The sequence below is a fragment of the Gilliamella sp. Choc6-1 genome (genome assembly GCF_001690385.1).
Lineage (GTDB): Bacteria > Pseudomonadota > Gammaproteobacteria > Enterobacterales > Orbaceae > Gilliamella > Gilliamella apicola_A.
In genome coordinates this window covers 23,047-46,576 of record NZ_LZHI01000066.1, presented here as the reverse complement: position 1 = coordinate 46,576, position 23,530 = coordinate 23,047, and the positions used below count along the sequence as shown (strand labels likewise).

Sequence of the window (23,530 nt, the reverse complement as noted above, 5' to 3'; positions counted from 1 at the left end):
TAAATTATGAGTAAACCAATTGTATTTAGTGGTGCACAACCTTCAGGCGAGTTAACACTTGGTAACTACTTAGGTGCTCTAAAAAATTGGGTGGCATTGCAAAATGAATATGATTGCGTTTATTGTATCGTCAACCAACATGCGATAACAGTACGCCAAGATCCACAAAAATTACGTAAAGCCACACTTGATACGTTAGCACTCTATTTAGCTTGTGGTATTGATCCACAAAAGAGTACTATTTTCGTACAATCCCATATCCCTGCGCATACTGAGTTAGGGTGGGTTTTAAATTGTTACACCTATTTTGGCGAGCTCAGCCGCATGACACAATTTAAAGATAAATCGTCACGTCATTCGGAAAACATTAATGCAGGCCTATTTGATTATCCGGTTCTTATGGCGGCTGATATCTTATTATACCAAGCCGATTTAGTGCCAGTAGGGGATGATCAAAAGCAGCATCTTGAATTAACTCGCGATATTGCAATACGTTTTAATGCTCTTTATGGCGATATTTTTACTATTCCTAAACCATTTATTGCTAAAGTTGGTGCAAGAGTTATGTCATTACAAGAGCCAACAAAAAAAATGTCCAAATCAGATGAAAACCGTAATAATGTAATTGGATTACTTGAAAACCCAAAAGACATTGAGAAAAAAATTAAACGTGCAATGACCGATTCTGATGAACCACCAACAGTGCGCTACGATTTAAAAACTAAAGCTGGCGTATCAAACCTGCTCGATATATTAACAGGTATTACAGGTAAACCAATTACCGAGCTTGAAAAAGAGTTTGAAGGTAAAATGTATGGTCATCTTAAAACCGAAGTAGCAACCCAAATCATTGATATGTTAACCACTTTACAGACCAAATATCACCAATATCGTGATGATGAAAATTATCTACTTTCAATTATGCAAGAAGGAGCCCAAAAAGCTCGTTCAAAAGCCGAGCCTACTTTGAAAAAAGTCTATGATGCAATAGGCTTTGTATAGTTAGCAATCAAAAAATGGTCATTGATAATAACATTAAACAGTATTGATTGGTTTTAATATACTATATTAAAAATCTTAGCTATTACAGGTTAGTTATGAAGATTATCATTCTTGGAGCGGGACAAACAGGCAGTGCTCTTGCTGAATACCTCGTTACAGAAAAACAAAACGACGTCACTGTTGTAGATGAAGATGACAACAAATTGCAATCATTGCAAGAACGCTTTGATTTACAAGTAATTTGTGGAAAACCCTCTTATCCACAAGTTTTAGAAAGTGCAGGTGCTGAATCAGCCGATATGCTAGTTGCTGTAACTAGCTCTGATGAAGTAAACATGATGGCATGTCAAATTAGTCATGTGATGTTTAATATTTCGCAAAAAGTTGCACGAATTAGAGCGCCAGAATATAACGAGGAAAAATATTCTTTTTTTAATAAAGATTGTATCAATATCGATCATATTATCGCTCCTGAAAATCTCATCACTAACCATATAAGCCATTTAGTCCAGTATCCTGGTTCGCTACAGTTTGCCTCCTTCTATGATAATAGAGTATGTTTGGTTGCTGCTAAAGCATATTATGGCGGGGCTTTGGTTGGAAGTGAATTATCGGAGCTCAAAGAACACCTTCCTCATGTTGAGGCCCGAGTCGTGGCAATATATCGTAAAAATCAATTTATTCGCCCACTAGGATCAACATTGATCGAGGCTGGCGATCTGGTCTATTTTATAACCCCACCTTTTAATATTAAAGCCGTGACCAGTGAGTTACAACGTTTAGAAAAACCATACAAACGTATAATTATTAGTGGTGGAGGGAGTATCGCAGTCGCGCTAGCTAAACGTTTAGAAAATGCCTACCAAGTTAAACTAATTGAACGTAATTCTGTGCGTGCTGAATTAATTGCCGAACAGCTAATTAACACAACTGTATTACATGGTGAATCATCTGATCAAGAGTTATTATCACAAGAACAAATTGAGCTTACCGATCTTTTTATCGCAGTAACAAGTGATGATGAATCAAACATCATGTCTTCAATGCTTGCCAAAAGAATGGGGGCAAAAAAAGTCATTGTATTAATTCAACGTCAGGCCTACCTTGAACTTATCAATGACAGTGTAATTGATATAGCGATTTCACCACAACATGCCACCATTTCAGAGCTATTAAGTCATGTAAGACAAACAGGTATGGTAAAAGTTGTCTCATTAAGACAAGGTGAATCTGAAATTATTGAAGTCATTGCTCATGGTGATAATGAAAAATCAAAATTGGTAGGTAAAAATATTAATGGATTAAAATTACCTTCAGGCGCAACTATCGGGGCTATTGTACGAGGAGAAGATGTGATCATTGTTAATACTGATTTAACCATTGAAGACAAAGATCATCTCATTATATTTTTACCAGATAGAAAAGCGATTACTGATATAGAAAAATTATTACAATGACTTGTTTAAAATAAATAGCCAGTTCATAATAAATAAAGATTTTGACTCGGGGTGTTTTTTGTTTTACACAAAAAACTGAGATATTACCCGTTGAACCTGATCTGGGTTATACCAGCGTAGGGAAGTCTAAGCCATATACGGCCTAACGCGGCATATTCTTCCCAATTACTAAGCATAAAAAGGAAAGAATATGTTATTAACAATAAAACCATTTCAAGCTGTTCAATTCCCACCTTTCATTAAGCAAGTACAACAGCAACAACCTTTAGTTCATTGCATGACCAATGATGTAGTGCAAAATTTTACCGCCAATGTATTACTTGCAATTGGCGCATCGCCAGCCATGGTTATCGCTGAACATGAAGTTTCTTCATTCGTTCGTGTTGCTAACAGTTTATTAATTAATCTAGGTACGGTATGCGGCAATACCGCAAAGAGTATGCTATTAGCCGCTGCTCAGGCTAAGAAAACTCAAACCCCTTGGGTATTAGATCCTGCTGCAGTTGGATTAGCCCTTCCTTACCGTACGAATATTGCAAAACAATTATTATTATTAAAACCAACAGTAATTCGTGGCAATGCTTCTGAAATATTAGTATTAGATGAACAAAATTCATCATCGAAAGGACCTGACAGTCAAGATTCGACTGAATCAGCCTTAACAACAGCTATCTCACTTGCACAAAAATATGAAACTATCGTAACCATTACCGGTAAAACTGATTATATTACTAATGGTAAAGATATTTATAGCATTACAGGCGGTGATATTGCATTAACAAAAGTCACAGGTACTGGATGTTCATTGTCAGCAATGGTTGCCGCATTTATAGCCAATTCAATGGATCCATTATTAGCTACCGCCTCCGCTTGTTTTATGATGAAAAAAGCCGGTGAACTTGCCAATAAACAGCAAGGATTAGGAACTTATGCAGTCTCACTACTAGATAAACTTTCATTATTTAACATATCAGACAAATAGGAAAATCTAATGAAAAAGCAACTAGATTTGACACTTTACTTAGTCCTCGATCCATTATTATGCGGCGGCATTAAAGGCATGATAAATACCACCAAAATAGCAGTTGCCAATGGCGTAACCGCAATACAATTAAGATCCGAACACGAATTTTCATGTAAGAATTGGTATCAAGCAGCAGTAGCTTTAAAACAGGTTCTTAACGATACTCCTGTACCATTATTTATTAACAATCATATTGATATAGCGTTAGCCGTTGATGCTAACGGTGTACATATTGGGCAAACAGATCTACCTATTAATATCGCAAGAAAATTAATTGGCAATGATAAATGGTTAGGATTTTCGGTGACTAATCGTCAGCAACTTGAGGCAACGCCGTGGCAATTAGTGGATTATATTGGTGTTGGTCCGATTTTTTCAACAGACACTAAAAAAGATGTCACGCCACCAATAGGCATGCAACAACTAACTGAGTTAGTAAAGCTAAAACAGCGCACTGCCGTCGCTATTGGAGGAATCAATACCAATAACGCCACAAAAATTTTGCAGACCGGTATTGAAGGAATTGCTGTGGTTTCAGCAATTTGTGGTCAAACAGATGTTTCACAAGCTACCTTAGCACTTATCGAAAAAATAAAACAAACTAAATAGGAAAGAATATTATGACAACAATTGCCTTAACAATTGCAGGATCTGACTCAAGCGGTGGAGCGGGTATTCAAGCAGACTTAAAAACTTTTTCAGCATTCGGCGTTTATGGTATTTCAGTCATAACCGCCCTTACAGCACAAAGCACTCAAGGGATTGATGCCATATTAGCAATTAAACCGAAATTTATTGAAGCACAATTTACTACGTTATATCAAGATATTAAAATTGATAGTGTGAAAATAGGTATGCTGATAAATAAAGAGATTGTCTCAACCGTTCATCACCTTCTAAAAAATAATCCGATTAAAACTGTTGTAATAGATACAGTAATGGTAGCCAAAGGAGGACATTTATTATTAAAATCGGATGCTGTTGCTGCCATTCGAGAGCTTTTATTACCTTTAGCAACGATCATTACCCCCAACCTACCTGAAGCTGCAACATTATTAGATTGTGATGAAGCTAAAACAGAAGAAGAAATGCAAATACAAGGTTATGAGCTACTTAAATTGGGTTGCAAAGCAGTATTAATAAAAGGTGGGCATCTATCAAGTAATCAAAGTCCTGATTACTTAATTACACAAGATAATATAATAAGGCTGACTTCACCTCGAATTGCCACTAAAAATACCCATGGAACAGGATGCACCTTATCAGCTGCTATTGCTGCACTGCTCCCCAATAATACCTTAGAACAGGCAATAAAATATTCAAAAGACTATATACAAGGTGTGATTAAGCATGCAGATAATTTATCGGTTGGTCAAGGAATTGGACCAACACATCATTTTTATCAGTGGTGGTAAAAAACTTTAGAAACACTATCTTTTTTGAAGCCTTTACTCAGTTATTTTCGGTATTTTGAGAAAATGGGAAAGTTATTTCCTTTTGATACAGATCTTATGTTTAGAGCTATACCATTTTGACCATTTCATGTATAAATGATGTAGCCTAAACAGAGCTCCACCAAAACGTAAAATATCTATAAATTAAAAGCTCGAAAAACAGTATAATTAATATAAAATCTCAACGAATTCAAATCCTGCTTCGCTAACAGCAGTAATAGCCGCTTCTTGTGAGATAGTACCTTTTTCAATATTAACTTCATGTTTATTCAAATCCACCGTTACTTTAGCTTTTGGATCAATATCGTTAATCGCTTTGGTAATGGTTTTCACACAATGCTGACAACTCATATTATTAACGATTAATTTCATTATTAGCCTCTTTGTTTCATCAAGCTTAGATAAATAAATTTTAACGTGTTAATCGAGAATAATAAACTAATTATTAACCGAATCAATATACATTTAATAAACTAAATAGCTAAAGCTAATTAGAATAACAGTTTTAATCTTAAGCTCAAAAATGTAAATAATTTATATTAAAATTGTAATATTATTGAATAAAATATTAGTTAGGCTTAATAATTCAATTAAAAACAAAAAGTGCTATTAATTTATAGCCACTTTGACATCATTATTCATTAAGCGTTATACTACTTATGATATTTTGTGCATCTAAATAGTTAAGCAGACTTTTATTAAAAGCAGTTTAAACATAGGGGGTGTAATTTGGGTATCTTAAATAATATTTTTTCTAAAATCTTTCCAAACGCGCAAGCTGCTGTAGGCAATGTTGCGGATGCAGTTAAAAATCAAGTCAATAATATAACTGGTCACGATAAAGAGGAAACGCAAAATAGCCAAGACCAAAATTCAAATCAGAATCAACAAAATTCAGATAACAAAGCACCTATATCTGAAGTTGATGTTATGTCAATTCTCGAAAACCTTGCCAAAAAATTTCCGGAAAAACTTAACTGGAAAACCTCAATTGTAGATTTATTAAAGTTATTAAATATAGATAATAGTTTAGAAGCTCGGAAAAAATTAGCTCAAGAACTGAATTATACAGGCAGTACTGATGATACGGCATCAATGAATACTTGGCTTATTAAAGAAGTATTGAAAAAAATTGCTGAAAAAGGCGGAAATGTAACTCATCTATTTTCTTAAGTAATAAAGTAAAAAATGTACCTCGGGATTAATCCACCTGTGATAAGGTGGATTTCTATACAAAAAATCTTTTACTATTCTTAATTTTATAAATTATCAAAAACTAAGCTTTAAACGAATGTAATTGATTCATTGCAGCATCTATTCCGTTAGACAACAAAACCTCCACACATTGAACCGACTCATTAATCACTTTATTAATCAATTCTTGTTCAGATTTGCATGGTTTGTTTAAGACATAACTAACAACTTTATTTTTATCACCTGGATGTCCGATACCAATTCTTAATCGATAAAAATTTAAATTATTACCCAATTTGCTAGCAATATCTTTTAGCCCATTATGCCCACCATGACTACCACCAAACTTAAGTTTAGCTATTCCGGGATTTAAGTCGAGTTCATCATGTGCAACTAAGATCTCTTCTGGCTTTATTTGGTAAAATGTCGCCATAGCCTGTACCGCTTTACCACTTAAATTCATGAAAGTAGTTGGAACTAATAAACGCACATCATAACCAGAAATGTTGATCCGTGATGTGTAACCAAAAAATTTAGGCTCATTTTTTAATGATTGATTATAGCACTCAGCCAATTTTTCAATAAACCAAGCCCCCGCATTATGGCGAGTTGCGGCATATTCATTTCCGGGATTAGCAAGCCCTACTATCAATTTTATCGTTGTCATAATATATTTATTATCGATGATTTTATCGTAAAAAATGCCCCTAAAGGGGCATCAAATTAAATGATAAAATAGATTATTGATGGAACATTGCTGAAATTGATTCTTCGTTACTAATTCGACGAATTGCTTCAGCAAGCATACCTGATAATGTTAATTGGCGAACATTTTTCAATGCTTTTACTTCAGCCGTTAATGGAATTGTGTCACAAACAACAATTTCATCAATGGCACAGTTTTTAATGTTACTTACTGCTTTACCTGAAAATATCGGGTGTGTCGCATAAGCAAACACTCTTTTCGCCCCTCGTACTTTTAAAGCATCAGCTGCTTTACAAAGTGTTCCAGCAGTATCAATCATATCATCAACTAAGATACAATCTCTATCAGCAACATCACCAATAATATTCATCACTTCTGCTTCATTTGCACGTTGACGACGTTTATCAATAATTGCCATATCAGTATCATTAAGCAGTTTAGCTATGGCACGTGCACGCACCACACCACCAATATCAGGCGAAACAACAATTGGGCGTTCAAACTCACGTTGTAGCATATCTTCTAAAATAACTGGGCTGCCAAATACATTATCAACAGGCACATCAAAGAAACCTTGAATTTGTTCGGCATGAAGATCAACGGTTAATACCCTATCGACACCAACTGTTGATAGAAAATCAGCAACAACTTTAGCAGTAATAGGTACACGAGCCGAACGAACACGGCGATCTTGCCTTGCATAACCAAAATAAGGAATAACAGCAGTAATACGACCAGCAGATGCACGGCGCATTGCATCGATCATAACTAATAATTCCATTAAATTGTCATTGGTAGGAGCACAAGTTGATTGAATAATAAAAACATCTTCACCACGGACATTTTCATTGATTTGGACATTGACTTCGCCATCACTAAAACGGCTTACAACAATGTCACCAAGGGAAGTATAAAGACGATTAGCTATACGCTTTGCTAGTTCTGGTGTGGCATTACCAGCAAAAAGCTTCATATCAGGCACGAGAAATCCTCAAGCATGTATTTATGATTACTTAATACGTAATCGGTTAAATTGGAATGACAATTATATAATCATTTAATGATTATGCTCAACAACATTATAAAAAATTATTTGATATCTCAATCAAATTGCAAGTTAGTAAATTTGATAAAATATGTTTTTTGACGTCATCTTAAAATAGAGTAAACTAATTAGCCAAAGTTTTCTAACTACATTAGAATTTTCCATTAACTTTAATCAATCTTACAACGATAAGTAGATAACGTAATGAATGAACACTTAAATACAGATATTAAAGATTTAAAATCTAAACGAACTATTCGAAGTTTTGTATTAAGACAAGGACGTTTGACTAAAGGACAAGAACAAGCATTAAAAAATTTATGGCCAACATTTGGCATTGAATATAATCCGAATAGCGTTATATCTTTTGAAACAAACAAAAATGTAGTGTTAGAAATTGGATTTGGCATGGGCGCCTCATTGATTGAAATGGCCAAAAATGCACCCAATACATCATTTTTAGGTATAGAAGTGCATAAGCCTGGTATTGGTTCTTGCTTAATGGCTATCGAGGAAAATCAATTACCCAATTTAAAAGTAATGTGTCATGATGCTGTTGAAGTATTACAGAATATGATTACAAATGATTCACTAAATAAAGTGCAAATCTTTTTCCCAGATCCATGGCATAAAGCAAAACACAACAAACGCCGAATTATTCAACCTAATTTTGTCGAGCTTATTAGGCAAAAATTAAAACCAGGTGGTATTTTACATTTAGCCACAGATTGGCAACATTATGCTGAACATATGCTTGAAGTCTTAACTCAAGCAAAAGGTTTTAAAAATTTATCAATAACGAATGACTACATACCAAGACCAGAAGAAAGACCAATTACCAAATTTGAAAAACGAGGAAAAAATTTAGGTCATGGCGTTTGGGATTTGCAATTTATGAAAAAATAGCAGCATTAAGTAATAATTATACGAAATGAAATACTACATTTACTTCGTCTGCACCGTTTAATCCATGTATCTAAATCAATACAATTTACTCAATAACAGATAAAATTATTTTAAATGTAATAAAATTGCGATTGTATTCTAAATTTATTATTAAATGATTAATGATAGGCCTGAGTCTCATTCGCCAAAAAACTTAGCATTATAATTGCCCATAAGGAGAAATTATTCTATCAGCAATTGCCTTTCTTGAAAAAAGAAAGGCAATTGCTATAGTTAATCTAACAATTCTGTGCAAAATTATGTATGATATAAATCTCGTCGTTAATGGATATAAGATAAATGACTAGCAAAACTTCAACAGCCATCTTTCCTGGCACTTTTGATCCCACAACTAATGGGCATATTGATCTTATTACTCGAGCCTCACTATTATTTCCTAAACTAATTGTTGCTATCGCTGAAAATCCTAGCAAAAGGACTCTCTTTACTTTAGAAGAACGAGTTAACTTAGCTTTAATTGCGGTTGAACATTTACCTAATGTTGAAGTCATTGGTTTTGATAATTTAATGGCGGATTTTGCACAAATTCATAATGCAACAGTCATTGTGCGTGGTGTTCGAACAACACATGATTTTGAATACGAAAGACAACTTGCCGAAATGAATCGAGCATTAAAGCCAGACTTAGACACTATCTTTTTAATGCCTTCAATTGCAATGGGGTTTATTTCTTCAACCATTGTAAAAGATGTTGCTTATCATGGTGGAGATATATCCAACTTAGTCCCACCGCATGTTAAAACAAAATTACTTGAACAGTTAACATAATTCAAATTTATATGGTTAATTTTTACACTCCTGCAAAAAAGAAACTTTCCCCAAAAAAATTGACTGTGACAGTCTCAAGCTTAGATGCCTTTGGGCAAGGAATAGCTAGTCATAAAGGTAAAACAATTTTTATTAAATCAGCACTACCTGATGAAACTGTTGATATTGTTCTAACTGAAGATAAAAAGAATTATGCAAAAGCAAAAGTAATAAAATATCATAACCAAAGTGCCACACGCATAAAACCACAATGTAAATACTATCAAAAATGTGGTGGCTGTGAACTACAACATATTGCACCACATTTGCAACAACAATCAAAATATGAGGCACTAATAAATCTGTTACAAAAAGAAACGGGACAACCTTTAACAGATATTGTCAAAAGCTCACTCCAAATTATTACCGATCAACCTTATCATTATCGTCGACGAGCAAGACTAGCGATTAATATTGTTAAAGGCGAATTATTGATTGGCTTTCGTCAGTTAGAATCAAATCAAATAATCAATATTGAACAATGTCCAGTATTAGTTAATGAATTAAACTCACTACTTTTACCACTACAAAATATATTACGTCAAATAAAACAAAAAAAAGCGCTTGGCCATATTGAATTAATCTCTGTGGATAGCGGTATCATTCTTGTATTAAGACACACTACATCATTATCAGAAGTTGATACCAGATTATTAAAGAAATTCGCCGAAGATAATAGAATTTCACTTTATTTTCATGGCAAAGAATTAATCCATATATATGGTAAATCCGAACACTATTACCTAATTAACAATCTAAAACTTACATTTAGTCCGCTTGACTTTATCCAAGTCAACAGCAAAATTAATCAAAAAATGATAGTTGAAGCACTCAAGTGGCTTGACTTACAATCCACAGATAAAGTTTTAGATCTATTTTGTGGTATGGGTAATTTTTCATTACCTATGGCAACAATATGCCAATCGGTAACAGGTATTGAAGGCATCAACGAACTAGTTGAAAAAGCAAAATTTAACGCTATATTAAATAGCAATGAAATTCGTGCTGAAACCCATTTTTTAACTAGTAACTTAGAGGATAACCAACAATTTTCGACATGGAATCAATTAAAATTTAATAAAATTTTATTGGATCCTGCTAGGGCTGGAGCATTTAATGTAACCACCGAAATTCTGAAAATAGAACCTTCTAAAATTGTTTATATATCCTGTAATCCAGCAACGTTAGCTAGAGATAGTAAGCAATTTCTTGATGCAGGATACCAAATTACTCAAGTTGCTATTTTAGATATGTTTCCGCAAACTAAGCACATTGAATCAATGTTGTTGTTAACGAAATTAGGATCATAATTATGGTATCAATTAGAGGAGCACACCAACATAGCGAAGAGCATTACACGCTTACACAATTTGATGTTGAACAATGGATCAAACAAGAGTTATTGTTGACTAACCCAACAGCCTACCAAAAATTTAAAGATGTTTGGGATTTTTGTTTTGAAAATAGCGCTGGTGCATCTGAACAAATACATTGTTTTCAAAATGCTATAGAAATGGTCGAAATTTTATCAACACTTAATATGGACATCAATAGCCTATGTGCTGCATTATTACTTCCTTTTGTTGATACCAAAATTATTCGTCGGGAGGATATTCCCGATGATTTTGATCGCGAAATTTCTCATATAATTTCAAGCATAGTTAGAATGAAGGAAATTCGCCAACTTCGTGCCATTCGTAATGGCAGCGCGACAACAGAACAAATTGATAGTATCCGTCGCATGTTACTGGCTATGGTTAATGATTTTCGTAGTGTAGTGATTAAATTAGCAGAACGCATTACTTACTTACGTAATCTGATGCACTCGCCTCAAGAAGAACAAGTCCTTGCGGCTAAAGAATGCTTTAATATCTATGCTCCACTTGCAAATCGTCTTGGTATTGGTCAACTAAAATGGGAACTTGAAGATTTTTGTTTCCGTTATTTATACCCAGATCACTATCGCCTTATTGCAAAAAAATTACAAGAAAAGCGGCTAGATCGAGAATCTTATATCAATCAATTTGTAAAACACTTACAAGATTTAATGAATAAAGATCATATTTATGCTGAAGTTTATGGGCGTCCTAAACATATTTATAGTATATGGCGTAAAATGGAGCGTAAGCATCTACAATTTGAAGATCTTTATGATATCCGTGCCGTACGGATTATTTGTGACCGTATTGAAGATTGTTACAATGCATTGGGCATTGTTCACAGCCATTACAAGCATATTGCTAAAGAGTTTGATGACTATGTTGCAAATCCTAAACCGAATGGCTATCAGTCCATTCATACTGTCGTTTATGGTCCTCAAAATAAAACAATTGAAATTCAAATCCGTACTGAACAAATGCATAATGATGCTGAACTAGGAATTGCCGCACATTGGAAATATAAGGAAGGCAGCACTGATAAAATGACTGCTTATGATCAGCGAATTTCTTGGTTACGCAAATTATTAACATGGCAACAAGAAATGTCTGAAAGTGGCGAAATTCAGGAGGCAGTACGCAGTCAAATTTTTGATGATAGAGTATATGTGTTTACCCCTAAAGGTGATGTTGTTGACTTACCTGCTGGCTCAACACCTCTTGATTTTGCTTATCATATACACAGCGATGTGGGGCATCGCTGTATTGGTGCCAAAGTAAGCGGAAGAATTGTACCATTTACTTATCATTTAAAAATGGGAGACCAAGTTGAAGTCATTACCCAAAAACAGCCAAACCCCAGCCGAGATTGGCTAAACCCTAATACTGGATTTGTTAACAGTAATCGTGCTAGAGCTAAAATTCAAGCTTGGTTTAAAAAACAAGATCGCGATAAAAATATCTCCGCAGGAGAACAAATTTTACAAAGTGAACTTGAACCTTTAAACATCAGCTTAAAAAGTGTCGAAAAAATACTTATTAAGAAATATAACGCCCATTCATTTAATGAAGTATTAGCCGGTATTGGTAGTGGTGATGTTAGAATCAACCAATTAGTCAATTTTATTAATGCTCAATTTAATAAACCAACAGCTGAAGAAGAAGACGAAGCGGCATTAAAACAAATTGCCCAAAAATCGAATACTCAATCAAAAAATACCAATAAAAAAGGTAGTGAAATCATCATTGAGGGAGTAGAGAACCTAATGTATACCATTGCTAACTGTTGCCGCCCTATTCCAATCGATCCGATTATAGGGTTTGTTACCCAAGGAAGAGGTATATCAATTCATCGTGCTGATTGTGAACAATTGCAAGAACTTAAAAACCATGCTCCAGAACGCATTACCAACGCCATTTGGAGTGATAACACTCTCTCAAGCTACACAATGGTAGTAAAAATCATTGCAAACGATCGCAGCGGGTTATTACGAGATATCACAACCATTTTAGCTAATGAAAAAGTTAGCGTGCTTGGTTTAATTAGCCGTTCTGACACGAAGCAACAGTTAGCTACCATTGACGTCGATATGGAAGTTTTCGATCAAAATTCACTAAATCGTGTACTTAATAAAATAAAACAACTCCCCGATGTTATTGAAGCAAAACGTTTTCAAGACTAATACATTAAGTTTGCGATAATAATGTCATCATGAAAAAGAACAATTACGCAATACGTTCTAAAATTTCAAATTTGTAGTTGTATGGGTTTTTATTATCTGCTTGATGATAATCCTGAAAAATTGTTTGCCATTGTTTTGATAAGTACTCTGGAAAATAAGTATCGCCTTGTAACTTTGCATCGATATGAGTTAAATAAAGGCGATTGACCAACGGTAATACCTGATCATAAATATTCCCACCACCAATAATAAATGCCTCTTGTGCACATTGAGCTTTAGCTAATAAAATAGCCTCATCAGTAGATCGAACCCAACTAACATTGGAATCAACCTCAACTTTTATATCAGCGCGTCGCGTAACAATTATATTTTTTCGATTAGGTAATGGTTTACCAATAGATTCAAATGTTTTTCGTCCCATTATAACGGGTTTATTGAGTGTATTTTGTTTAAACCAAGCCAAATCGGCTGGTAGATGCCAAGGCATTTGATTATTTAAACCAATAACACGATTATGAGCCATCGCCACAATAATGCTTAAGATCATATTTATACATATCCTAAAGATTTAATTCGTTGTTTCACATTCTCAGGAAAAATAGTTTGGCACCACAATCGTTTACTTAAAGATAGCAAGGGTTCTTTTTTCCCTGCAACAATCCAATTAGCTAACTCTGTAGCAACATCAGGATAAACGACTGGTTTTGGAAAGGGTAAATCCAGCCAGTATTTAAGCTTTATGCTATTTAAATTTTCCATTACTGTTGCCATATCTAAAGTTTGCAAACATTGAGCATTATAGATTTGTTCAAACTGACCAGAAACGGGCTTGGTTAAAATCTTTTTACCAAGCACTAAAGCTTCTGAAATTAGAGCAAAACCTGTATTTGAGATAATACCAGAACAGCTAATTAAAGCTTGCGTAAAGCTATCACGACTCAATGGTTGCAAAATAATATTACCTTCTTGTTCTATTTGCTTAACATATGGATGAAAACAGATAAAATTGTGGCTAGGAAACGATTTTAGTAGCCCTATAATTTCATTTAATTCTTCAAATGGTAAATATACAACAATATTACCATCTTCTGTAGGGGAAATAGGAAACGAATCAATCATGGGAGGAAGTAATTTATGACCAAAATGAAACCAATGCAAACCAATAGGCAAGGTTACAGGTGCATAATACTTCATAATGACATTAGCAATAAGACCGTATTCTTTCGGCTTAAGATACTGACATACAGCTTGATTGCTGATGCCCAAGCATTCCCGATGTTGGTAATGTGCAGCCCATGCGCTTACAGGCTCAAAATCACTAATAATGCAATCATATTTTGATAAGTCAAGTTCACGAACATCTTTGATTAATCGAAAAGCTCTAATACGTTGCACAGTTTTACGGAAATTAATCTTACCATTTAGCGTTGCAAAAGTAACTCCACGGAAAGCCCTATAATTTCCAAAAGAATCCATATCGAAATAATCCTTCGGATCTCTGCCACTCAAAATATAATCAACATCAACCCCTAATTTTTTTAATGCTTTGGCTAACGTTCGACAACGACTAATATGACCATTTCCCGTTCCTTGAATACCAAAAAGAATTTTCATATCGCTATTATTCACCCATTAATATTGGTTAATATGATATCAGAACAAAAAATAATTATCTTTATTATTTTAAGTCAAAGCTAATGTTACACGCTCGTTAAACATATTTTCATGTATGAAAATAACAAAAATAAAACGCTTTAGTTGTTACTTATAATTGCAGCAAAACTTCAATCATTGTTTATTATACAGTGACTGAGTTAATAAATTAGTTAATAGAAACATAATCATATATTACCGTATAACAAACATTTAATCATTAAGTTATAGAATTAATATATTTTTAATATCCAATTACTATAACTTACATAAAAATAATGATTAAAAAACGTGCTATTTAGTTTTATTTCTTGTAAAATAATGGTTATCAACTATCGGTGAGTTAAACGATAAATAATTTTGAATGTTAACAAAAGTGTTATCAATAGATAATTTACCATCAGTAACATATTCATTATAACAATGATTATTAATTTGCTATTTAGCCTAGTTTTATCCTAAAAATTTCTTCTAATTTTGCTGTTTTTATTATGTTAATATCTAAGACTATATCCAGCGAGCAACTGAAAATTGCTCACTAAAGTAATAAAGGCTTTCGTCTTACTTGTGATTTAATCTTTACAAAGCTGTAGGCTACATGGATAACCACAATTATCGAAAACAATATCTACCTACAAAACCTAGTTTAGATAATAGCAATACTTATTCCTAAATTGACCTAAAATAATTACTAAAAAATTTTAACTAAAAAGTAAATTTTGAGAATCATCACCGTAGCACTAGCAAACCACCGTTATGAATTATTGCATTAAAAAATCATTAATTAAATTAAAATAGGAATATTATGAAACGCCGAAATTTTTTGATAAATATTAGCGCAGTTCTAAGCGGATTAGCCGTAACTAAAACTTTTGCGAAAATGGATCATTCAATGATATCGGGTCAAATGTGTGGGCAAAATTCTGCTAATTGTAAAATGGGGGATAACATGCACGAACATATGCATATGACCAATACAAAAACGTCTCAAAAGCTTTTACCAACATCATCATTTCCAAAAGGGCTTAATTTACCGCTTTTAGCCAATTTAAAAAATGAAAGTACAAAACAAGGTATATTTGAGGCAACGTTAAATTTGAAATCTGTTAAAATTTCGCTAATACCTGAGTTAACAACTGAATTTTGGACATATAATGGTATGGTTCCGGGACCTAAAATTGAGGTATTTGAAGGTGATCAAGTCAAAATAACAGTTAAAAATGATTTATCACAACCTACAACCGTACATTGGCATGGTTTATTGATTCCTGCTGATCAAGATGGTAATCCACAAGATGAAATCCCTGCCGGAAGCAGTCGAATTTATGAGTTTACCATTCCTAAAGGTTCTGCTGGAACCTATTGGTATCACCCTCACGGGCATAATACTGTCGCTGAACAAGTTTATCATGGTTTAGCGGGTACCTTTATCGTACGTAGTAAAAATGATCCTTTAAGTGATATACCTGAACAAAACTGGTTTTTTTCTGATTTAAAATTAACTGATAAAGGTCAAATTGCGAATAATTCAATGGCTGATTGGATGAACGGTCGTGAGGGACAATTTGTGCTAATCAACGGTTCGTACCAACCTAAAATAAAAGTTAATGGCACCACACGTATCAGAATATGGAACGCTTGTTCTGGTCGATACCTTAATCTTTCTATCCCTGGATGTGATGTCTATCTAGTGGGCAGTGATGGTGGATTATTAGCTCAACCTTATTTACTCAATAAACCATTATTATTAACACCAGCAGAGCGGGCTGAATTGGTTATTATTCCAAAACACTCTGGACTATTTTACCTTCAATCTATTAGTTATGATCGCGGAAAAATGGGCGATATCCCACCAGAACAAGATTTTATACTTGCTGAATTAGAGCTTAACAAAGCTGATTCTTTTGATTTACCAACTACACTACGCCAGTTACCCATTTTAGGAGAACCTGTAGCTCATAAATCTATTGAATATACAGAAGCTATGGATATGAAAGAACCCAGAGGGAATATGATTTTTTTAATTAATGGAAAACGACACGACATGTCAAGAGTTGATTTAGAAAGTAAAATTCACGATGTAGAAGAGTGGACAATTATTAATAATTCACACATGGATCATAATTTTCATATACATGGCACCCAATTTATCGTGCTATCACATGAGTTAAATGGTGTAAAAACACCACCTGACTATGTAGCGCTAAAAGATACAATTAATCTCCGCCCACATGAAAAGATTACACTTAAAATGCAACAAAACTTTACAGGCCTTCGTATGTACCACTGTCATATTATCGAGCATGAAACACTAGGTATGATGGGACAATTACTTGTCAAATAATACCTCTTCATTGCCCCTCTATTTTTAAACTTCATTGGCTAAAAATAGAGGTTTTTTTATCATAATAAAAAACCTTAATATATAACCTTCTATAACAAATAATATTTGTTTTTCATTTTGGCAAAAAATGCTAACATATCACAATTATGAATGTGATCTATTATTGGCAAAAACTTAGCAAACGTTTAATTTTTAAAACGACTTTTTCGCACTTACTATTAGGTGTAATTGCTGTTGGATTTGGCTCATGGCAACAAAATACCCTATCTGTAGAATCTTCTACGTCAAATATTGGTATTATCGCAATAACGCAAGATTATAAGACAACAGTGAGAACGAAATCACAAAATTTATCTCAATCACAAAAACATCATGATTTAATCGAACTTATCATACAAAATTATCATGATATTTCACCGAGTAAAGCTATTCGTTTATCTTCCCTTTATAATGGTATAAGAGCGGGGCCAAGTGTTACCATTTAACGAGTATGTAACTCGATAAAATTGATATTTTATACTTATTATTAAGCCAAGGTTTTACATCCTATATTAAACACTAGAGAAATATTATGTTATTAAACTTATTAACCAAAGTATTTGGTAGCCGTAATGAGCGCGTATTAAAAACCATGCGTAAACGAGTTGAAAAAATCAATGCACTTGAACCTACAATGGAAGCATTATCTGATGATGAGCTTAAAGCTAAAACAACTGAATTTAAAAAAAAATTGGCATCAGGCACACAATTAGATGATATTTTAGAAGAAGCTTTTGCCGTAGTGCGTGAAGCTAGTAAACGTGTATTTGGTATGCGACATTTTGATGTGCAATTAATTGGTGGTATGGTACTAAACGAACGCTGTATTGCTGAAATGCGTACCGGAGAAGGTAAAACATTAACCGCAACACTACCGGCTTATTTAAATGCATTAAGTGGTAAAGGAGTTCATGTTGTAACTGTTAATGACTACTTAGCTCAACGTGATGCCGAAAATAATCGTCCATTATTTGAATTTTTAGGTTTAACTGTAGGCATTAATTTGCCTAACATGCCTCCACAAATGAAACGTGATGCTTACCATGCCGATATCACTTATGGAACAAATAATGAATATGGTTTTGATTATTTACGCGACAATATGGTGTTTAATAAAGAGTCACGCGTACAACGCCCATTGCATTATGCCCTAGTCGATGAAGTTGACTCAATTTTAATTGATGAAGCTAGAACACCGTTAATTATTTCAGGTCAAGCAGAAGATAGTTCCGACAAATATATCAGCGTGGATAGAATTATTCCGCATTTGATCCGCCAAGAAAAAGAAGATTCAGACCAATTTCAGGGTGAAGGAGACTTTTCAATTGATGAAAAATCACGCCAAGTTAATTTAACTGAACGAGGTTTAATCAAAGTTGAAGAATTGCTTATAAAGCAAGGCATAATGAAAAGCGAAGAATCGCTTTATGCACCGGCAAATATTGTATTAATGCATCATGTTAATGCCGCTTTACGTGCTCATCATTTATTCCATCGTGATGTCGATTATATTGTCAAAGATGGTGAAATTATTATTGTTGATGAGCACACAGGTCGAACTATGGAAGGCCGTCGTTGGTCTGACGGCTTACATCAAGCCGTTGAAGCCAAAGAACATGTAAAAATTCAAAATGAAAATCAAACATTAGCGTCAATTACTTTCCAAAACTATTTCCGTTTGTATAAAAAGCTAGCTGGTATGACAGGTACAGCCGATACAGAAGCATTCGAATTTAATCAAATTTATGGATTAGATACTATTGTCATTCCAACTAATCGCCCAATGTTACGTAAAGATCAGTCTGATCTGGTTTACATGACCGAAAAAGAAAAAATCAATGCGATTGTGACTGATGTCCAAGCATGTATCAAACGAGGGCAACCAGTTCTAGTTGGTACCGCATCAATCGAAAAATCGGAGCTTGTATCAAACGCATTTAAAAAAGTGGGTATTAAACACAATGTATTAAATGCAAAGTTCCATGCTCAAGAAGCTGAAATCATTGCTAATGCAGGTAGCAAAGGTGCAGTTACCATTGCAACAAATATGGCCGGTCGTGGTACCGATATTATGTTAGGCGGAAACTGGCAAAGTGATGTAGCTAAAATTGAAAACCCAACGCCTGAAGATATTGAAAAAGCTAAAAAAGCTTGGCAAATAAGGCATGAAGAAGTTATTGCGCTTGGTGGGCTGTACATTCTAGGAACAGAACGCCATGAATCACGTCGTATTGACAATCAGCTGCGAGGGCGTGCTGGTCGTCAAGGTGATCCTGGTGCATCACGTTTCTATCTTTCTCTTGAAGATCCATTAATGAGAATCTTTGCATCAGAACGTGTCGGTAATATGATGCGTAAACTAGGTATGAAAGAAGGTGAAGCCATTGAACATCCATGGGTTACCAAAGCAATTGCTAATGCACAAAAGAAAGTTGAAAGCCGAAATTTTGATATACGTAAACAGTTACTTGAATACGATGACGTCGCTAACGATCAACGTAAAGCTATCTATCGCCAACGAAATGAATTACTGGATAATTCAGAAATTAAAGAAACAATTGATTCAATTCGAGTAGATGTCTTTAATGCACTGATTAATCGTTATATTCCACCTCAATCAATGGAAGAAATGTGGGATGTTACTGGGCTTGAGACCGCACTTAAAACAGACTTTGATTTAAACTTACCAATTTCTAAATGGCTCGAAGAAGAACCGAATCTTTATGAAGAAACGCTACGCGAACGTATTTTACAGCTCGCTCACCAACATTATCTAGAGAAAGAAAATATTGCTGGCTCAGAAACTTTTAGACAGTTTGAAAAAACAGTAATGTTACAAACACTGGATAATTTATGGAAAGAACACCTTGCTTCAATGGATTATTTACGTCAAGGTATTCATTTACGGGGTTATGCACAAAAAGATCCTAAACAAGAGTATAAACGTGAATCATTCAATATGTTCGCAGACATGCTAGAAACACTTAAATATGATGTTATTGGCATTCTTAGCCGGGTGGTAATTCGTTCTCAAGAAGAAGTCGAAGAGGCAGAGCGCCAACGGTTAGCAGAAATGGAAAAATTGTCCACTAAACAACAAGCTAGCCATCAATCTACCACTAATATAAACAGTGGAGTCGAAGATGAAGTAAATACCATGCAGCCAATTGCTCGTCATGAAGCAAAAGTTGGGCGTAATGATCTTTGTCCTTGCGGTTCAAGAAAAAAATATAAACATTGTCATGGGGCTGTTCAATAAATAAAAAATTTAGTATCATCAAATTACTTTGAATATTTAATCGCCGATCACTGGCGGCGTTGAAAATTCAGGGAAAATACCTACTTTCCCTGAATTTTACTCATAGACAGACAGAATTATGAAAAAACATACTGAAATTGCTATAGGTATTATTCGTTCACAAGATTGTCAAATCTTCATCACTCAGCGCGGAGAGGATTCACACCTCGCTGGTTTTTGGGAATTCCCTGGTGGAAAAATTGAATTAGATGAGACTCCCTATCAAACCCTACAACGCGAAATTTTAGAAGAAGTCGATATTCATATAAATCAAGCTCAATTTTTAAAAGTGGTCAATCATAGCTATGATGATCGCGATATTACCATCCATGCCTATTTAGTTGAAGAATGGGACGGTGTACCTTTTGCTAAAGAAGGGCAGCCAAGTCGTTGGGTCGCACAAGAAGATTTGAATGCCGATGAATTTCCAGATGCCAATCGACCTATTATTGAAATGTTAAAAAATTTAGATAAACAAATCTAAATTATTATTGTTAGTTTAGTCTTATGATTTATTGTAATTTTAGATTAGCATATTATTTCTCTACTAATTTTTTTAATAGGATAACTTTTTAACATTGTTTTAAAAATTATTTTATCAATCATTTAATAAAAAATATTATGTGTGTATTTTCTCTTAAAAGTGAATATTATAACGACGCCTCCATCACCTTTTCTTAAATAAAACCAAAATTAAATAACTCAAAAATTAAAAATGACCAATTTTAGAACTAGCAATTTTTCACTGAGTAAGAACTGGCAGAAAAATATCATCCATTTGATTTTTAACTAATTTTATTATTAAAAAGCATTTTAGCATTAAAATTAGTAGAATTATTATTAAATAGGTATTAATCAAGGCGAATTGAGTACATTTAGTCTGAAAAAAAGATATACATCACTAGTTATTATCCTAGAAAAAAGCATATACCCAATTGTTATAAAACGATAACATAGTTAAATAAATAATGGTTATCATGCCTTAACATAAGGTCTTATTAACCTCATGCCTAATAACAATCTCAAAAAAGAATCAAGATTTACGCTGTAACCTTTGTTCGGCTAATGCCAAAAATATAATACCAATAATAATAAACAGTGCGCCAAACAAACGATTTAATGTCATTTGTTCATCAAAAAAGATAACGGATACTATCATTACCGTTACCACTTGTAAATGAGAAGCAGCAAAAGCTGGTCCTACTGGTGCTTTTTTCAATAACACCATCCAAGTGATAAATGCCCCAGTATAACCAATTATTACCAGATAAGCCCAACAATGGCTAAAAATACGCACTAACCAATCAAAACCTATTTCAAAAGGTTCTGCTGCTGATGCTGTAAGTTTAAAATTAGTTTGTCCAAAAGTATCAAAAAATAAAAGTAACACAAAACCAATTAAATAAAATTTTTTCATTCCATGATCCCCACTAAAACCACTCCTGTTGTAATAAAAAATATCCCCAGAAGACGCAGCAATGTTAGATGTTCTTTAAATAAAATCCTACCAGCAAGCATCACCGTAATCATATTAAATGAACCAAGCAAAATGCCTTGAGATAATGGAACTTTACTCAAAAAAGCTAACCAAAAAATAAAGCCAACAAAATATGAGCCAAAACCAATCCAAAGCCAAAAATTTCCAAATAGTTTATGCCAATAATCCACACCTTGTTTATGTTTTGAGGTAATAGCTGCATATTTAAATGCAATTTGTCCTACAGTATCACAACTAATGTTGAGCAGCCAAAGTACAATAATTATAGTTGACACAACTGACATACTCCATGGATTTCAAGCACACTATACTTAATCAAAAACTCGCTTTGTAGCGCCAATTGTTTAAGTTGTTTTTCAATATGCTCAGAATGTTTTTCGATAATCTTTTCACAATTATCACAAATAAACATAATTGAAATATGCTGTGGATCTTGAAAGTGAGGACAAATAATATAACTATTTGCCGACTCAACTTTATGTATAAAACCATGTTCAAGTAGAAACTCAAGTGCACGATAAATTGTTGGCGGCTTAGCTTGTGGTTCACTTATTTTGAGTAGATCTAAAAGATCATATGCACTCATTGCCTTATTTGCTGTTAACATAATATTTAAAACTGTTCGACGTTGCGTTGTCAGTTTGATACCACGTTTTTTGCATAAAGTTTCAATCTTTTCAATCATCAGATTATGCATTTTAATTCCTTTACCTATGATCATTATTTTTCAACGCAGCTTTCCTTCGCCTTATTTCTTTAGGATCATTAATTAACGGACGATAAATCTCAATACGATCGCCATCTTTAACCTGTTCACTTAATTCACAACGTTTGCCAAAAATACCGATTAGATGTTCATCTAATTGGATTTGACATAATGATAAGATATTGGATTTTATAATGGCTTGCAAGACATTAGTTGGCTCGTCGACTTGAAAATCAATTACCGTAGAATTATTAGGTAATGCATAAACAATTTGAATATTCATCATATTAATAAATCTGCCTTGCACGTTTCGAAAAAGCATTAACCATATTAGACATAACTTCTTTAAAAACAGGTTTGAATGTTATATCTAAAAACTTACTTTGGAACTCAAAATCCAAGCTAAAACTGATTTTACACTTGTTTTCAGCAATTTCCACAAATTGCCATTTACCTGAAAAATACTTAAAAGGTCCTTCCAAAAGAGACATATCAATTGAATTAGGTTCATTAATCTGATTTAATGTCGTAAATGATTTTTTAAAACCAAATTTTTCAACTTCAATAAACGCTGCAACGATATTATTTTGTTTTCTAATAATACCAGTTGCGATACAATCAGGAACAAATTCAGGATAGCGAGCAATATCATTAACTAAAGCAAACATTTGCTCAATTGAATAAGGTTCAATAACTTCGTGAAATATATTTGCCATAATAAAAATTAAAAAATAAAATTTGTGGCATATAGTATCACGTAACTCTATAATAACGCACA

At 33.7% G+C, this 23,530-nt stretch carries 24 protein-coding genes and 1 riboswitch; of the genes, 14 read left to right on the top strand and 10 right to left on the bottom strand.

Annotation, left to right across the window (positions count from 1 at the left end; all coding sequences use genetic code 11):
* The first annotated feature begins 6 nt into the window (after window positions 1-6).
* The 5 genes from trpS to thiD all read left to right on the top strand — a co-directional run bounded on the left by trpS (window position 7) and on the right by thiD (window position 4,898).
* Window positions 7-1,002 carry a tryptophan--tRNA ligase gene (gene trpS, locus A9G36_RS08630; RefSeq protein WP_065569452.1) on the top strand — a complete coding sequence of 332 codons (996 nt, stop codon included), beginning with the start codon at window positions 7-9 and terminating at the stop codon, window positions 1,000-1,002.
* A 95-nt stretch (window positions 1,003-1,097) separates the two neighbouring features.
* The gene (gene trkA / locus A9G36_RS08625) at window positions 1,098-2,459 is read left to right on the top strand and encodes a Trk system potassium transporter TrkA (RefSeq protein ID WP_065569453.1); all 1,362 of its coding nucleotides are present in this window, start codon (window positions 1,098-1,100) and stop codon (window positions 2,457-2,459) included.
* A gap of 37 nt (window positions 2,460-2,496) precedes the next feature.
* Window positions 2,497-2,599, top strand: a riboswitch (TPP riboswitch).
* 50 nt (window positions 2,600-2,649) lie between these two features.
* The gene (thiM, locus tag A9G36_RS08620; RefSeq protein ID WP_065574214.1) at window positions 2,650-3,441 is read left to right on the top strand and encodes a hydroxyethylthiazole kinase; all 792 of its coding nucleotides are present in this window, start codon (window positions 2,650-2,652) and stop codon (window positions 3,439-3,441) included.
* A 9-nt stretch (window positions 3,442-3,450) separates the two neighbouring features.
* Window positions 3,451-4,092 carry a thiamine phosphate synthase gene (gene thiE, locus A9G36_RS08615; protein ID WP_065569455.1) on the top strand — a complete coding sequence of 214 codons (642 nt, stop codon included), beginning with the start codon at window positions 3,451-3,453 and terminating at the stop codon, window positions 4,090-4,092.
* 11 nt (window positions 4,093-4,103) lie between these two features.
* Complete coding sequence (gene thiD / locus A9G36_RS08610; protein ID WP_065585638.1) at window positions 4,104-4,898, top strand: bifunctional hydroxymethylpyrimidine kinase/phosphomethylpyrimidine kinase; 795 nt, start codon at window positions 4,104-4,106, stop codon at window positions 4,896-4,898.
* Between the two features lie 207 nt (window positions 4,899-5,105).
* Here thiD and A9G36_RS08605 read toward each other — a convergent pair whose 3' ends face one another.
* Window positions 5,106-5,309 carry a heavy-metal-associated domain-containing protein gene (locus A9G36_RS08605; RefSeq protein ID WP_065569456.1) on the bottom strand — a complete coding sequence of 68 codons (204 nt, stop codon included), beginning with the start codon at window positions 5,307-5,309 and terminating at the stop codon, window positions 5,106-5,108.
* Window positions 5,310-5,666: 357 nt separating this feature from the next.
* On the opposite strand from A9G36_RS08605, the gene A9G36_RS08600 reads away from it, so the two are divergent.
* Window positions 5,667-6,110 carry a DUF3597 domain-containing protein gene (locus A9G36_RS08600; RefSeq protein ID WP_051825046.1) on the top strand — a complete coding sequence of 148 codons (444 nt, stop codon included), beginning with the start codon at window positions 5,667-5,669 and terminating at the stop codon, window positions 6,108-6,110.
* Between the two features lie 103 nt (window positions 6,111-6,213).
* Here the strand turns inward: A9G36_RS08600 and pth are convergent, their stop codons facing one another.
* The gene (gene pth / locus A9G36_RS08595; RefSeq protein WP_065569457.1) at window positions 6,214-6,798 is read right to left on the bottom strand and encodes an aminoacyl-tRNA hydrolase; all 585 of its coding nucleotides are present in this window, start codon (window positions 6,796-6,798) and stop codon (window positions 6,214-6,216) included.
* A gap of 73 nt (window positions 6,799-6,871) precedes the next feature.
* Window positions 6,872-7,819, bottom strand: a complete 948-nt coding sequence (locus A9G36_RS08590) for a ribose-phosphate pyrophosphokinase (RefSeq protein ID WP_034944068.1) — start codon at window positions 7,817-7,819, stop codon at window positions 6,872-6,874.
* A gap of 267 nt (window positions 7,820-8,086) precedes the next feature.
* Here A9G36_RS08590 and trmB point away from each other — a divergent pair, with 267 nt between their 5' ends.
* The 4 genes from trmB (at window position 8,087) to relA (ending at window position 13,214) form a co-directional block, all read left to right on the top strand.
* Window positions 8,087-8,788 carry a tRNA (guanosine(46)-N7)-methyltransferase TrmB gene (gene trmB / locus A9G36_RS08585; RefSeq protein WP_034944071.1) on the top strand — a complete coding sequence of 234 codons (702 nt, stop codon included), beginning with the start codon at window positions 8,087-8,089 and terminating at the stop codon, window positions 8,786-8,788.
* A 339-nt stretch (window positions 8,789-9,127) separates the two neighbouring features.
* Window positions 9,128-9,616, top strand: coding sequence for a pantetheine-phosphate adenylyltransferase (coaD, locus tag A9G36_RS08580; RefSeq protein ID WP_034944074.1), 489 nt, complete (start codon window positions 9,128-9,130; stop codon window positions 9,614-9,616).
* 11 nt (window positions 9,617-9,627) lie between these two features.
* On the top strand, window positions 9,628-10,965 hold the full coding sequence (gene rlmD / locus A9G36_RS08575; RefSeq protein WP_034944079.1) for a 23S rRNA (uracil(1939)-C(5))-methyltransferase RlmD: 1,338 nt from the start codon (window positions 9,628-9,630) through the stop codon (window positions 10,963-10,965).
* A gap of 2 nt (window positions 10,966-10,967) precedes the next feature.
* Window positions 10,968-13,214 carry a GTP diphosphokinase gene (gene relA / locus A9G36_RS08570; RefSeq protein WP_034944082.1) on the top strand — a complete coding sequence of 749 codons (2,247 nt, stop codon included), beginning with the start codon at window positions 10,968-10,970 and terminating at the stop codon, window positions 13,212-13,214.
* 43 nt (window positions 13,215-13,257) lie between these two features.
* Here the strand turns inward: relA and folA are convergent, their stop codons facing one another.
* Both folA and A9G36_RS08560 read right to left on the bottom strand, forming a co-directional pair.
* Window positions 13,258-13,758 carry a type 3 dihydrofolate reductase gene (gene folA, locus A9G36_RS08565; protein WP_176701035.1) on the bottom strand — a complete coding sequence of 167 codons (501 nt, stop codon included), beginning with the start codon at window positions 13,756-13,758 and terminating at the stop codon, window positions 13,258-13,260.
* Between the two features lie 5 nt (window positions 13,759-13,763).
* A complete protein-coding gene (locus A9G36_RS08560; protein WP_034944089.1) occupies window positions 13,764-14,828 on the bottom strand; it encodes an MJ1255/VC2487 family glycosyltransferase in 1,065 nt (354 codons plus the stop codon).
* Between the two features lie 844 nt (window positions 14,829-15,672).
* On the opposite strand from A9G36_RS08560, the gene A9G36_RS08555 reads away from it, so the two are divergent.
* The 4 genes from A9G36_RS08555 to mutT all read left to right on the top strand — a co-directional run bounded on the left by A9G36_RS08555 (window position 15,673) and on the right by mutT (window position 21,032).
* On the top strand, window positions 15,673-17,211 hold the full coding sequence (locus tag A9G36_RS08555; RefSeq protein WP_065569458.1) for a multicopper oxidase family protein: 1,539 nt from the start codon (window positions 15,673-15,675) through the stop codon (window positions 17,209-17,211).
* Between the two features lie 146 nt (window positions 17,212-17,357).
* Window positions 17,358-17,696, top strand: a complete 339-nt coding sequence (locus tag A9G36_RS08550; protein ID WP_034944092.1) for a hypothetical protein — start codon at window positions 17,358-17,360, stop codon at window positions 17,694-17,696.
* An 86-nt stretch (window positions 17,697-17,782) separates the two neighbouring features.
* Window positions 17,783-20,509, top strand: coding sequence for a preprotein translocase subunit SecA (secA, locus tag A9G36_RS08545; protein ID WP_065585637.1), 2,727 nt, complete (start codon window positions 17,783-17,785; stop codon window positions 20,507-20,509).
* A 118-nt stretch (window positions 20,510-20,627) separates the two neighbouring features.
* A complete protein-coding gene (gene mutT / locus A9G36_RS08540; RefSeq protein ID WP_034944098.1) occupies window positions 20,628-21,032 on the top strand; it encodes an 8-oxo-dGTP diphosphatase MutT in 405 nt (134 codons plus the stop codon).
* A 549-nt stretch (window positions 21,033-21,581) separates the two neighbouring features.
* Here the strand turns inward: mutT and A9G36_RS08535 are convergent.
* Genes A9G36_RS08535 through A9G36_RS08515 form a run of 5 tightly spaced genes read right to left on the bottom strand, consistent with a single transcriptional unit; the run spans window position 21,582 to window position 23,468 of the window.
* On the bottom strand, window positions 21,582-21,965 hold the full coding sequence (locus A9G36_RS08535) for an SMR family transporter (protein WP_065569460.1): 384 nt from the start codon (window positions 21,963-21,965) through the stop codon (window positions 21,582-21,584).
* Window positions 21,962-22,321, bottom strand: a complete 360-nt coding sequence (locus A9G36_RS10035) for an EamA family transporter (RefSeq protein ID WP_034944770.1) — start codon at window positions 22,319-22,321, stop codon at window positions 21,962-21,964. The genes A9G36_RS08535 and A9G36_RS10035 overlap by 4 nt, the downstream gene beginning before the upstream one ends.
* The gene (zur, locus tag A9G36_RS10030; RefSeq protein ID WP_176701032.1) at window positions 22,309-22,743 is read right to left on the bottom strand and encodes a zinc uptake transcriptional repressor Zur; all 435 of its coding nucleotides are present in this window, start codon (window positions 22,741-22,743) and stop codon (window positions 22,309-22,311) included. The genes A9G36_RS10035 and zur overlap by 13 nt, the downstream gene beginning before the upstream one ends.
* A gap of 10 nt (window positions 22,744-22,753) precedes the next feature.
* Complete coding sequence (locus tag A9G36_RS08520; protein WP_176701034.1) at window positions 22,754-23,044, bottom strand: RnfH family protein; 291 nt, start codon at window positions 23,042-23,044, stop codon at window positions 22,754-22,756.
* Window positions 23,040-23,468 carry a type II toxin-antitoxin system RatA family toxin gene (locus A9G36_RS08515; RefSeq protein ID WP_034944108.1) on the bottom strand — a complete coding sequence of 143 codons (429 nt, stop codon included), beginning with the start codon at window positions 23,466-23,468 and terminating at the stop codon, window positions 23,040-23,042. Before A9G36_RS08515 ends, A9G36_RS08520 begins: the two co-directional genes overlap by 5 nt.
* Between the last annotated feature and the right edge of the window lie 62 nt (window positions 23,469-23,530).